Origin of the sequence: Bradyrhizobium sp. NBAIM14, assembly GCF_020193895.1 — a bacterium.
Classification (GTDB): Bacteria; Pseudomonadota; Alphaproteobacteria; order Rhizobiales; family Xanthobacteraceae; genus Bradyrhizobium; species Bradyrhizobium yuanmingense.
This window is the reverse complement of sequence record NZ_JADYVQ010000006.1, coordinates 112,614-125,857: the sequence shown is the minus strand read 5'-3', so window position 1 is coordinate 125,857 and position 13,244 is coordinate 112,614. Positions and strand designations below refer to the sequence as shown.

The 13,244-nt window shown below is 58.6% G+C and carries 7 protein-coding genes and 2 pseudogenes; 3 read left to right on the top strand and 6 right to left on the bottom strand.

Features of this window, described 5'->3' with window-relative positions; translation table 11 throughout:
• Positions 1-53: 53 nt before the first annotated feature.
• The 4 genes and pseudogenes from ahpD to I6F28_RS17165 form a co-directional block, all read right to left on the bottom strand.
• Positions 54-602 (bottom strand): alkylhydroperoxidase, AhpD family, encoded by a 549-nt coding sequence (gene ahpD / locus I6F28_RS17180; protein WP_225129542.1) that lies wholly within the window; start codon positions 600-602, stop codon positions 54-56.
• 6 nt (positions 603-608) lie between these two features.
• Positions 609-1,163 (bottom strand): peroxiredoxin, encoded by a 555-nt coding sequence (locus I6F28_RS17175; protein ID WP_225129540.1) that lies wholly within the window; start codon positions 1,161-1,163, stop codon positions 609-611.
• Between the two features lie 172 nt (positions 1,164-1,335).
• Positions 1,336-1,883: pseudogene (locus tag I6F28_RS17170) on the bottom strand (DUF2478 domain-containing protein).
• A gap of 442 nt (positions 1,884-2,325) precedes the next feature.
• The gene (locus I6F28_RS17165; RefSeq protein WP_225129538.1) at positions 2,326-2,997 is read right to left on the bottom strand and encodes an ATP-binding cassette domain-containing protein; all 672 of its coding nucleotides are present in this window, start codon (positions 2,995-2,997) and stop codon (positions 2,326-2,328) included.
• A gap of 711 nt (positions 2,998-3,708) precedes the next feature.
• On the opposite strand from I6F28_RS17165, the gene I6F28_RS17160 reads away from it, so the two are divergent.
• The gene (locus I6F28_RS17160) at positions 3,709-3,870 is read left to right on the top strand and encodes a hypothetical protein (RefSeq protein WP_225129537.1); all 162 of its coding nucleotides are present in this window, start codon (positions 3,709-3,711) and stop codon (positions 3,868-3,870) included.
• Between the two features lie 300 nt (positions 3,871-4,170).
• Here I6F28_RS17160 and I6F28_RS17155 read toward each other — a convergent pair whose 3' ends face one another.
• Positions 4,171-5,190, bottom strand: a complete 1,020-nt coding sequence (locus tag I6F28_RS17155) for a cytochrome-c peroxidase (RefSeq protein WP_276573429.1) — start codon at positions 5,188-5,190, stop codon at positions 4,171-4,173.
• 3,943 nt (positions 5,191-9,133) lie between these two features.
• Here I6F28_RS17155 and I6F28_RS17150 point away from each other — a divergent pair.
• Complete coding sequence (locus tag I6F28_RS17150) at positions 9,134-9,379, top strand: hypothetical protein (protein ID WP_225129534.1); 246 nt, start codon at positions 9,134-9,136, stop codon at positions 9,377-9,379.
• 816 nt (positions 9,380-10,195) lie between these two features.
• Positions 10,196-11,872: an NEL-type E3 ubiquitin ligase domain-containing protein gene (locus tag I6F28_RS17145; protein ID WP_463671687.1), complete on the top strand. Its 1,677-nt coding sequence runs from the start codon at positions 10,196-10,198 to the stop codon at positions 11,870-11,872.
• 7 nt (positions 11,873-11,879) lie between these two features.
• On the opposite strand, the pseudogene I6F28_RS17140 reads toward I6F28_RS17145, so the two are convergent.
• Positions 11,880-13,227: pseudogene (locus I6F28_RS17140) on the bottom strand (IS5 family transposase).
• Positions 13,228-13,244 lie beyond the last annotated feature (17 nt).

Sequence of the window (13,244 nt, the reverse complement as noted above, 5' to 3'; positions counted from 1 at the left end):
GTGGCGTCACTGAGTGGCGCCACAACGCAGTCGATCGTATGGCAGAAGAAGGATCAGCCCCTCGCCCGAGAGGGGGTGGGCCCAGCGGCCTCGATTGCGATCGCCACTGACTGCATGATCGCGGCAAAGCGTACGGCGGTCTGGATCGCTTCGGAACTGACGCCCGCGGCTCTCAGTGTCTTCTCATGGGCATCGATGCAAGCACCGCAGCCGTTTATGGCCGAGACCGCAAGCGACCACAGCTCGAAATCGGACTTGTCGACGCCGGGATTGCCGATGATGTTCATACGCAGCCGTGGCGGCATCGTCTTGTATTGCGAGTTGGAAACGAGGTGAGCGAAGCGGTAGTAAACGTTGTTCATTGCCATGAGGGAGGCTGCGGCTTTTGCTGCGGCGATCGCCACAGATGTCATCACGGCGGCGGCAGCCGATTCGATCGCGGCAATCAGGGCTGCGTTGCGGGTGGCAATAGCGCTCGCCAGCAGCAGCCCGTATTTTTGCTGTGGCGAAAGCGTCTCATCGGCCACCAAGGAGGTCAAGTTAAGCCTGACATCCTTCGCAAAATCTGGAATCCTGTCGCTTAGTTGTTCGATCGACGACATGCTGCCTCAAGCAACCTTCAAGGTTTCGCCGCCGATTTCGCGGTTGCAGGGACAGAGCTCGTCGGTTTGCAGCGCGTCCAAAACGCGGAGCGTGTCCTTAGGACTGCGCCCGACACTGAGATTGGTCGCATAGACGTGCTGGATCGTATTTTGGGGGTCAACAATAAAGGTGTAACGATAAGCAACCCCTTCAGGTGAACGCACGCCAAGACCATCGACGAGCGTTCCCTTTGTGTCTGCAAACTGCCAGATTGGCAGATTGTGCAGGTCGACATGTGAGCGCCGCCAAGCGAGCTTGCAGAACTCGTTGTCAGTCGAACCACCGAGTACAATCGCATCGCGGTCGGCGAATTCCTTGGAGAGCCGCGCAAACTCAGCGATCTCTGTCGGGCAGACGAAGGTAAAATCCTTGGGATAGAAGAAGATGACCTTCCATTTTTCTGCAAAACTCGCCTCGGTCAGCGTCTCGAATGCACTCTGTCCTCCTTCTTCCTGCGCTTGAAAACCTGGCTTCACGCCTGTGATTTCGAACGGCGGCAACTGACTTCCAATTCCGAGCATGCTGTCCTCACAAATTTGCTTTTGTAGATCGTGATTTCACTGTTGAAGCAAACTATATGCCATCCGTTCTCGGGAGTGGATTCCAGCGGCTTTGATACGAGCATGCTCGCGCGCTTGGAGAGTCGATCAGCGCTAAGTTCTGAAAAATCAGTAGCCAAGCGCTTCGCTCCAACTATTTACGATCACAAGGCAGCAGCGTGCCAACGCCCACGCTGAAGGGTCGCCAGTCGGCAAGGCATTTCTTCGGAACGGCCGTTAGGACTACGCCTCGGGTGATCGCGTCAACGAATTCGGCGCGCAGGCCCCGGCCAGCTGCTTCTTGTCTGGCGAATTTGTTGGTCATGAGAAGATCGAACTTGTTGCGAAGTGCCTGGGAAAGGACAGCTGCGGCCTTGGCAAGCGCATTTGTACCGAGATTACAGGACCTCCGCTGCTGAGTGGCTGGGAGATCGAGATCTCTTGTCCCGTCGCAACGTCGATTGTGAGCATGACGTGCGTCACATTTGCGCGCATCGAGTGTCGCTGCACGATGCCGCCGAAGCGTAGGCCTTGCTGCGCGATATCCTGAGCGAACTGGGCGAGTAGCCTATCGGCATCGTCTTTTGGGCGGTAGTGAATTGCCCCCACACTATACGGACCTATCTGATCCAGATCATCGATCACGGCTGGGATCCTGTTGATGTGTTTCTCTTGTCGGGGAATATCTGTCGAGGTTCTCATGCGGGTCGTGGCGGGTGTTGCAAGCACCGCTCGGCAGCCGCAAGCGGAACGGCGCGAGCGACCTCGGCGAATACGTCCGCTCCATCGCTGAGCCGTAGCGCATCAAAGGACCGGCGCGTGATGCGCGCCAAGAGCTACGCCAGAACGGCCAATTTCAACAGTCAGAAGAAGGTGACCTCTGCCTCGTCGAACGGCAGAGAGGCTTTGTGCGTGCCGGAAATACGTTGAGGATAGAGCTTGCACGCGGGCGCTCACACGCAATGCTGACGTCGCCGGCTGCGATGCGGAGCCGCAGCTGCGCGCCCGGTCTAAGCGGCACTCCAGGTATCAGAAGGCGTGCCCCCTCTAGGCGGAGCATGATCAGCCCATAGCGTCCGTAGCCGCCGACCACGGTATCAAGACAGACTGCCGCGTCGCGGCGCCTGGCAAGCGCCGGTTCGCTCTAAACGACATGGAGCGGCCCTGCCGCAGTCATGACGCCATCTTTCATCATGACAAGATGATCGGCAAAACGCTCGATATCAGCGATGTCATGGCTGATGTAGATCATCGGCAGTGGGAGCTGTTCCCGCAGGCGCTCGAGAAATGGTAGGATCTCGCATTTGGCGGAGCGGTCGAGCACAACGAGTGGATCGTCCAGCAAATGCAGCCTAGGCTGGCCTAACAACGCGCCGCCAAGCGCAAGTCGCTGTCGCTCGGCCGCGGAAAGATGCGATGGCGAACGCTCGAGCAGTGGCGCCAAGGCGAGTAATTCGACCACACCATCAAAATCGATCAGTGTCGGTGTCGATTTTGACGCGTTATGTAGAAGGGTGCGCCGTACAGACCAATGAGAGAAAAGAGTTGGTAGCTGGAATACATATGCGACGGGACGCAGATGAGGCGGTCGAAATGTCGTCTCATCCTGCCAAATCTCTCCATCGACCGCACAAAATGCGTTCGGCAGACGCTGCACGCCCGCGATGCAGCGCGCGAGTGTGGTCTTGCCGCACCCGGGCGGACCAAAAGTCGCTGTGACGCCTTTGGCTGGTACGCTGAATTGCGCATCTAGCGGAATGTTTGCGAGAGAGCCGTTGAACGTAACCTCTATATAGCCCGCTTTTGCTTCTCTCATGAACCTGCGCCGGTGCTGTATCTTCCCATCCAAGACACGAGCACAATCACTGCAATGGAGATCATGACCATGCCTCCGAAAATCCAGTCCGTGCCGCTCCAGCACGGCGTCTCTACTCGGGTGAGGGCATAAGGTGCGGCGGCGAACTGCAGAACGGTGTTAAGACCAGAGGCGTCTTCATCTCCCAGCCGCGAGGATTGTGACAATCGGACGCTGCCCGGTTGCGCTTGCCAATGAGACACCTAGCAACGCGACGTTCTCAGCCTGCTTGGCAAAGCCGAGGGCTTCTGCTGAATGTCCAAATGGCCCGGCTTGAGAGGTTTGACGGTAAAGATGTCGGCTCGCGCCAGAGCTGAATACTGGCTCGGGATCAGAAATCCGCATCAAGCCTCCCACAGCGTTGCTAGCCGATTTGAAGTTTGCGCCGGTCGCCATAGTCGTGGCCCCTGCATTCTCGGGTGCGAGCAGCATCAAAGCTAGATCGATCTGGATGAATCGGATAAGCCTCATTGGAACTCCGGCTCCGCCGTCGCGACTGGTTGATCCCTGCCCAGCAATCCGCGTGCCGCTTCAATGAATATCTGCGCGTCTAGCGGTGAAGGAGGCTTTGTATCGGGCTCCACTCGGCGTAAATCGCCGCATGTCATTGTAGGGCTTTGGACGCTCGCGTCACCAACCGCACATGCAGGAGCTACGAAGTGGAAGCTGAGGATGATCGATCGCCTCTTGCATTGGAGATGGTGCTTTGGCGAACATGCGGCCGTAAAACTCGTCAATGATGCACAAGTCCATGTCACCCGATTTGGCGCACCTTCCGGTGTGCGCGGAGGTGAAAGTCGGCAGCGGGGCGCTTGGGAAAAAGGGCTGATGTGAGATGAGATGCTGTGCCCGCGAGCTACGGGAGAACGTCTTCCTGGCCGCACCGGTCGCGGGCGCATCTCAGGCGCGCGGGCCTTTGTTGCAACGCGAGGTGACCCAGGATTGAGCTGCCCAAGTTGGATACTTTTACAGGCTCCGAAGGAATTCTTGCGTCAGCGACGAACCGTTGGGACTCGAGGCTCGCAATTGCAGCCTGCTAAATGCTCCAGCTTGGACCGCGATATCGCCTGATTTCGCTGCGGCAGCGGTATCTTCCTCGCTAATCACAACGCCGCGTGTCGCTATCGTGAAGGCTTATTTGTCTAGGCAAGGTTTTGGGGTTGCAATGGTCCGCGTTGGCAGCATCGGGTAATCGATCTTTGGCAGCTGCCCGGTGAGCGAATTCAGAAACGCTACAATCTCGTCAGATTCTTCATCACTGAGCTTTGCGCCAAGCTGAACCTCACTCATCACGCCAACCGCTTGCTTAAGACTCCAAACCTGACCGGAATGGAAGTAAGGAGGGCGCAACGCGACGTTCCGCAACGGCGCGGAGCGGAAAACATATTCGTCCCCGAGATCCTTGGTGATGGCAAAGCGACCCTTGTCCTCCCTCGGAAGCAGCCTTTCGGCGGGCTTTTCAATCATGCCGAACGGGAAGTATTCTTGTCCACCGACGTTGATTCCGTTGTGGCAAGAGGAGCATCCCTTTGCGATGAATAGCTTTAGCCCAGCTTTCTGCTGATCAGTGAGAGCATATTCATCGCCCTCGAGGTACTGATCGAATGGGGCGGCGGGAGTAATCAAGGTCGCCTCGAAAGCCTCGATGGCCTTGGCGAAATTTTCAAACGTAATTGGCGTCGCATCGTTGGGAAAAGCCTTGCTGAACATAGCGACATAATCGGTCATTGAATTCAATGTTCTGAGCACGCGATCGGGCGTCGCATTCATTTCGATGCTGGCCTGGACAGGGCCCGCGGCCTGCGCCTTAAGATCCGCCGCGCGTCCATCCCAGAACTGCGCCACGTTGAAGACTGCGTTATAGACTGTTGGCGCACGACGTGACCCCAGCTGCCAGCGATGACCAATCGACGTCGGGCCGGCATCTACCCCGCCCGTCCCAAGGTTATGACACGTGTTGCAGCTAATAACCCCGCTCGCCGATAGCCTCGGATCGAAAAACAAGGATTTGCCAAGTGTGACCTTTTCATGGGTAATAGGATTGTCCTTCACCGCTGGAACGGTTGAGGGAATCGGCTTGAAAATGCGCTTGGCGGCGCTCATCAAATCCTCATTGGCGCCTGCTGCTGGCGAAACCAGAATGGCTGAGGCCATAACACTTAACCTGCCGACCCTGGAAAACTCGCGTACCGCTAATCTCCTCATGTGAAGTCTCGCTTTTCTCCTAGATCGTGGATTCGCGAACATAGCCCTCGGTCCCAGAAAGACCTGTAGCAGTCAACGTCGAATGGTGTCTTCCGTGTTCCGGCTAGGCCGCACCAAGGCTGACGTTCTGCCGGTGTTACTAGCAACCGGTGTGCCAGCGGGGCTCAAGGTCGAAGCTGCTGAGCCGGTTTCAAGCAATTGCGCACCGTGAATAGCAGCAGGCCGCATGAGGCTGTCATGGACGGTACGTGGCAGTTGCGACAATCACCACCAGGCAAGGTATCCTGGCCTGTCGGTCCAAACCTCTGTGCTTCTCGGAAAACCCATCTACCGAACTCTTTTGACTCTGCAAATCGGATCGCGAACAAAAGGAGCTGCGTCGACGCAGTTTGTTACTGATCGTCTCGATGCGTGCCCTTTGCGGCTTCAACCGCTTCACTAAGCTAAGCGTCATCCACCAGCATCGGTAACGTTCCTACCCCGGAGGCAGCCGGTCCGGCGCGCAGTTGTCGGGAGTTCGTCCTGCTGCGCCCAATGAGGGCATGCCCGTCTCAGAGCGATTCACACATGCCGGACGACGCTCAAAGTGCTTGAATCGACCGTAGCGTCAGGTTGTAGGCCTTGCGAAGGCAGAACGCCATATTGGGAGCCAGCATCGCCGCACATGCTAAACAGCCGATCTCTGTTGGACCTCCGTGTCTTCGCAACGAGCGTGTTATTCGTGGCGGGACGATGATTCGGGAGGCCGTAATCATTGCGGCTGCCCCGCAACAGCGCGACCATGGCTGCCGAGGCGCCGGTAAACAGATTGAGGAAAGAGTAATAGTTACCGATATGCGGCTTAAGACAGATTTGGTGGGTCATGAGCGACGAATGAGCTGGATTCCCAATGCGCATCGCTGTGCAGCGGCCCTCATTGCGATCGTGATCGCGATCGCAACGGCGTGGTGCACAGGCTACGCTCGCGCGCGAGATCGGCGGGCCGAGGAAGTCTTGACCTCCTGCAGACCGGACGTGATGCGCTTCTGTAACCGCTTTACAGGGCGTGGCGATGCGGACGTGGCCATGTTTTGTCTTAGGGACAATTTCAAGAACTTGCGCGGAGAATGCCGCCGCAGGATGCCAATCGCGGCGGAGAGAAACGACCGACCGAGACGGCGTCTCAACAGGCTTCCGGTCGTCCTCCATCGAGAGTGAGGCGTCCGAGCGGCAGTCGCAGAAATCGAGCGACAGTTAGGTGTTCCAGACTGACGGGAGCCGGAGTTTGGCCCTTGGCCGAAAGTCGATCGGGCTGAAGCATCAGCCTGCCGAGCCGCAGTTCATTTATCAGGGGCACTGAGCTCTGTGAATCGATTCGCCTCGATCAACGATCGATGTGCGCCCACGCGTGTTACGAGGTTGTAATGCGCTCCGAACTTCGATTTCGTACTGCAGCAGTTGCGCTTTATTCTGAGCTGCTGCCATTCGCTGACTTTGAGGCCGTCGTGAGATTGCCATCGGCCTAACTGGTCGGAAGGGGAATCTGCGTAAACTGCAGTGGTTGCGGCCGGACATTTGCAGAAATCCGTGCTGCTCATCATGGTATGGCGTTGTGCCCGGCAACCAAGTATTTTCCGGCAGCTGGCTAAATCGGCTACAACTGGCAAAAGATCGCCGGTATCCTCGCGTTGGATGTTTCTTCAATAGCGGTCTTCCTCAGATTTCTCAGCTGGGAATTAGCCTGGTCTTGACTGGCGGGCTCAAGGTACAGATACAGCTAGGAAGCCTCTTAGCCGCCCATCGACTTCCCGGAGGAACCGCTTGATGCCATTGCGGGGTTCTCGATGGGCGCTTCAGGGGAGTCGCTTCGTCCGATCGTGGTGCTCTTGGCCGAATACACTTTAGGGCTCAAAGTCAAAGGAAACGACGTCGACAAGAGCCGTTCAAAGGCAGAAAGCTGTTCAAGCAGACGCCTCTCAACGGCCTTGCGCTCTGCGTCAGGTAGGTCCCTTTTAAGGAATCGACGGCAGCGCCAGACTTCGTTCCGCAGCCATCTGATCTCACTTAATGTATCATCAATTGAAGTCATCACAGATCTAGTTCACTTCGTCCCTGGGGTATCAAGCATATCTATCGTCACCGAGCGGCCATTCCTTGGCTCCGCATTCCTGCCGAATAGTTGATCCGAGAACTTGCGACCTCCCGCCTGTTCTTCGCGGTAGGCGGCGAGCAGTTGGATGTATGCAACTCTATCAATCAATATCACCCTACACCGCGCGTGTGACGAGAAATCGCGGCAGATCCTCGCGTTTTCACGGCGCCGCGGTCGTGTGCCTTGCACAATTCCAGCGCTCATTGATTGGTGCGCCAACACCGGAGAGCAGTTAAGCCCATGCCCGCCACGCAGACGGCTCAAGCAGGAGCTGGTAACACACAACGCATGTCCCCATGGTCGATGGCAGCGGAATATGCAAGCGTTTGACGGCTTTGTTGCCTGTTCAGGCGCTGGGCGCGACCTGACTTAGGCCAGCAGCTCGCGAGCCCGAACGTAGCGATGTCGACCTCTAGCGGCCCAAGCGGCATAAGGCGATGGCGGCTTCATTGCGAGCTCCGATGGTGGTCGGTCCCGCGCTGCTACGGCCATTCGCAGTCGCTTACCCGATGAATCATCGATGGGCCGAGGTGGACCTCATCAACATAATGGGAAAGCCGCGGTGGTGCGATTTTGAGGAAGGCGAGCCAGGCTGACTGCGATCCACGGCGCGCGCCAGCCAATCAAAGAAACGCACGCGCCGGGATTGGATCCAAGGTAAAATGTCGGCTGGACGCAGTGTCGAGCCAAATGAGCATTCCACAGACAATCATTGCTATCGACATCCGCTGTGCACGCCTCAGAAGACCGATTTATTAGCTTGAATCTCACGTTGCGACAGGTTGTCCGCTTGCTGATGCGTTACGGCGCAACGCAAATGGAGACCGAGAGGACGGCCTGCTGATTGCTAGTTTTCTCGTTTTGCGGGCGATGGCCAGGAAAGCCATTTCCGTCGTCACACGGGGCGCCGGGCCAGCCATTGCCCCTACACTGATCAGTTGGAGTCGCCAGATCGCAATGATGGAATGATGCAGGCAGCAGAAATATGGTTGACCACAGCCGTAGGCGCTTTTAACGCAACAGCGAAAGCGCGCTGGCTAAACAGCCCGCGCTCGCAAGCAGATACTCCAACGGAATAGCCGGTCACTCCGGCCAGAGGCGATGACCCGCAGCACTGATGCCGCGCAGAACGCTGCGGTGAAAGCTCGGAAGGCCTTATGTCCTTTCAAACCACCCTCACGAGGGCGCTAGGCGAAATCGATTGCGCCGGCGACATCGTTAAATGCTCAACAGTGGTGGTCACGCGCAACAAGCAACTGCGCACCGTCGACCTTTCGATGTTCCGGAAAGGGGCGGCGGTTGAGTTTCAATCTAGATTTCTGGAGTTTCGAGGAAAGCATCCGCGTCGGAAGATCGTGGGCTACGCCACGACATGCAATGCGTTGAGCCGAAAGGCCGGAGGCTAGGCCGGCCAGGACGTTTGCCAGAGAATAGCTTCTCGAGTGTCGCATCTTGACGGCGTTCTGATTGGGAAGGTCGGAATTAGGGCCCCTTCCATATTTGTACCATCATTCGGTCGGCACACTCCAAAAGAGCGGAATGCCGCTGTGGAGCTATCAGAATCGTGCAACTCACGCAATCTGAAGCCGTGCGCGTGTGCTGAGGATAAGCGGTCCGAGCAGGTGAGGTAAACGACCATCTCTCGAAAGCAGAGTTCAACGGGCATGAAGCTGCGATGTTGAAGATGACTGTCCGTCGCAGCGACACTCTATGCGATGTGGTCGCCAAAGGAACTGAACAAAAAATCAGAAGGACTAGGTCTTGAGCCAGGCGGAGAATGACGTCGTCGAGCACATGCTCTCGTCATTGACGACCAGCGTGTTGCAGAATCGTATCGCACCCTCCGAGGAGCAGGTGATGCATCATTTTGGGGTAGCCTGCGAGAGAGTGGGGCTGATTGCGACCGAGGAGATAGCAATACGTATACTGAAACGAGTTTCATGCGAGATCAACAAGTCTCAGTCGATGCTCAAGTTCATTGATCGCGGCGCCGCTCGATTACACTGAGCTCGACATATAAACTCTGTCGCATCAGTGCAGATACAGCCGTCCGGTCATTCAGTCGAACGTGCACGGATCAAGAGCGTCTCATGGGCGCTTGCCTGTCGAGGTCTGCGACGGTAAGCCGAGGGGGATGGCCGGTTCACGTGGCCGATGTCAAAAACGCAAGGAACTCGTCATCGGAGAATTTAACGGGCCCGTGTTGTTAGCATTTGAGTGCGCGCGGGTCTCGTAGCCAAGGGCGAGCGGCGTTAGGCGCGATGGGCTGCAAGCTTTTAAGCTCAGCTATAACACAAGCGTTTGAACGCGGGGAGAAGTGGGGCCGCCTCGCCGCAAGCGACAGCAAAGTTGCCGGCGCAAGCGCGCCGCTGCCGGCGTGCCGGCGCCCGGCATCAGTCGGCCCAGCTCGAATTCATTCGCCTGCGGGGCGCTGAGCCTAAGGTTGAGAAATTGATGGGGACCATTCGCCATTTTGTCGCTCCGCGGTCCGTCAGCTTATCGACAGCTAGCTCTCGTATCATGAACGTCGCTACTCGCTTGCAGGCTCGGCTCAATGGGCACAGATCTGGCAGGCGAGACCAGGGTGGACCTCAACATCAACCGATCCAGGAGGCGAGACTTCGCCCGGGTTCGCTGCACCGTCTGCAGTTCCTCGGTGTCGCAGCAGCGTATTCGCGCCAGTCGTGCGTGACGGCCCCGCTCTGTGATCGCAGCTCATTGCAGTTAGCCGGTGGAGCGCCATCCATGGTTGGGGATTACCGGTTCTAAGATGCGCCGCCCCGGCGAGTTCGCTTAATTTTTGCTACCGAAAAGACGACATCGATGAATGCAGAACAGCTCGGCCCTGGTACTCCTTCCGCAACTTCCAATTCGGAAAGCTCCGAACTGGGCTCTGCGGGCGCATCGCAATGGGGAGAGGCCTTGACGGACGTGCAGGCGTCCGCTGCCGAGGCCACTGCCTGGCAGGAGGAGGTGTTGACGGATTGGGCTGCCGAAGACGGGCAGGGGCAAAATGAGGATCGGCAACAGGCGGTCAGTCGAACGAGGGCTTGGCGGCGCGCGGGTGATATCAACGAGCTGCTAGATCTGTCGTCTCTGTCCCTGACCGCCTTGTCTGCGCCCATTCTGGCCGGGGTGCGCCGCCTGAATGTCGATGACAATCAGCTCAACAGCCTGCCCGAACGCCTACCAGCAACGCTTCAGGAGTTGGACGCCCGCGGTAACCGCCTGACCCAACTGCCCGGGCTTCCAGCAGGGCTCCAGCGTCTGAACGTCGAGTACAATCAGCTGACGGACCTGCCCGAACCTCTTCCCGGCGAGCTCGAATGGCTCAGCGCCAGCCACAACCGGCTGACCAGCCTGCCTGAGACGGTCCCGCCCCAGCTGATATGGCTCGGCGCCAGCAACAACTATCTGACCAACGTACCCGAGACCCTGCTGACGCAGCTAAGCAGTGACTCGAGCGTTGATCTGGAGAATAATCCGCTCGCCGAGCGGGTGCAGGCCGGCTTGGCAACGGCGATGCATGCCGGAGACTATGCCGGCCCTCAGGTTTTCTTCTCAACCGCGGATGGACCGGTGGAAGTTCAGCCGCGGTCCCTGCAAGAGGTTGCCGCGGACTGGCTCGAGGGCGAGCCCACGGCAATGGCCACTTGGCAGCACTTCGCCCATGAACCGGGGGCCGCGGACTATGCACGCTTCCTCGACAGGCTCCGGGGCACGGTGAACTATGGCAACGAGGCGTTCCGCCAAGCGGTCGCCGAAGATTTGCGGCAGGCAGCCGTCAGGCCGCATTTGCGCGAGGAGTATTTCGAGTTGGCTTCGGGAGCGAATGCGAGCTGCGAAGATCGCATTACTTTGGCCTGGAACGGCATGCAGACTGCACGCCTGAACGCTGATGTCGAGGACGGCGTCTATGATGGGCGACTGGGCGAACTGCTCCAGCACGGCCGCGTCATGTTTCGCTTGGAAGCTCTGGACGGAATCGCGCGCGAGAGGGTCAACTCGCTTCGTCGTGCCTATCCCGACGTCGATGAGATCGAGGTCTACCTTGCCTATCAGACCCAGCTGCGGGACGCGCTGGAGCTGCGGCACATCGCTCCCGACATGCGCTTCATGAACGTCTCTCACGTGAGCGAGGACGATGTGGCCAGGGCCGAGGCATCGGTGCGGAACCAGGAAGCCGCGGAATTTCCGGACTATTTAGCAGCGCGCTGGCAACCATGGGAAAGCGTGGTGAGGCGCATCGCACCCGAAGACTATGCTGAAATGCAGGAGCGCCTCGTCGACGCGATGGGCGTACAGTTTCAAACCCGCTTGGATGAGCGACTGGCCGAGCATGGTCTGACAGGCGATGCCGATGCCGAGCGGGTGCTCGGTGCCCAGATACGCAACGAGATCGCCCGCGAGATCAAAAGCGCGGTCATGCACCAGGTGCTCGGGAAACTCGGCATTGAGCTAAGAGCGCCCTCCGACGCAAGGGCCCGTCGATCTGCCTAGTCGTCCGTTAAGAAGGCGAATTGAGCGCGGCGCGACAGCCGAACGTGCGCCATAGCTGGAGCAGGATGAGGCACAAGAGTTCTCTGAGCCAGGCGAGGATGCGGCGGAAGTTGTGGCCCACGGCTGAGAGGATGACGTTAGCCGCATCGCCGGCGCGGCCTTTGAGGTAGCAGCGGCCGAGGTGACCATCGGCCTTCAGGTGTCCGATGATGGGTTCGATGGCGGAGCGGCGGCGCAGCTCGCGCTTGATGACACCGAAGACGCCGCGCTTCTGGCCGGAGATGAAGATCCGTCGGGGATTTTGTGCGTCGTGGCCGCGGTATCCCTTGTCGACATAGGCCCGCTCGATCGCGCAGCCGGTGAGTGTCTCGGTGCGGTCGATGACGTCCCGCAAGGTGTGACCGTCGTACGGGTTATCGGGTAGCGCCCTGGCGTGCAGCACGAACAGGCCCCCGGGAGAACGGCGGTTGTTGGTGACGATGGAGGCTTTGACGCCGAACTCGTAAGGCGCGGCTGCTTTGCCCTTGCCGATGCACTCCATCTCCGGGGCGTGGAAGGAATAAAGCTTGAAGCCGCGCTGGCGCTGCTGCTGCGAGCGGATCTGCGAGGCCCGGCTGAGCGGGAGGGCGAACGTGTTCTCAAGCACAGCCTGACCTTCGATCTTGCGGCGGATATCGCGGATGATCCGGCCCAGTCGGCTGCGCAGGATGCGCAACTGCCGCTGATGCCGCTTGAATTGCTTGGCATGGCCGTAGCGTCCCGCCATCATTGTCGCGGTTTTGGCAATGCGCAGATAGGACTGCCGCAGCTTGACCCCGTGCTTCCTCGCCAGACGGTTGAGCCCCTTGATCGCCGCGTGCAAGAGCTTGGCATCGGTCGGGAAGGTGATCGCCTTCGGCTGCACAGTGGTATCGACTGTGACCCGCTTGATGTCCTGGCTGCGTAACGCGCCGGCCTCGTGTGCCACCCGCAAGCTCTCGGCCAGCAACAGCTCCAGCTTGTCGCCGAGCCGCTTGCGCCAGTGGCTCAGGTCCGAGCGCTCGTGCGGGAATGCGTGCTGGAAGAACTCTTCGCCGGTGAAGTACTGGAAATATGGGGCGTGGACCCAGCGCTCGCACACCCCCCTCATCGGACAGCCCGTAAATGTGCTTGAGCAGCAACAGCCCGATCATGAAGCGGCTCGCGATCCCGGGCCGACCATTCTCGCTATAGAGCGGCGCGATCTCGCCGTCGATCCAGTCCCAATCGACCTTGCCGGCGAGCTGAACCAGCTCGTGCTTCATATTGATGATTTGGTCCAGCCTGGCCCGGAACAGATCGCCCGATCCCGTCGTCCTGTGCTCCTTCGGTCGCATCGCCACCTCCGATGCGA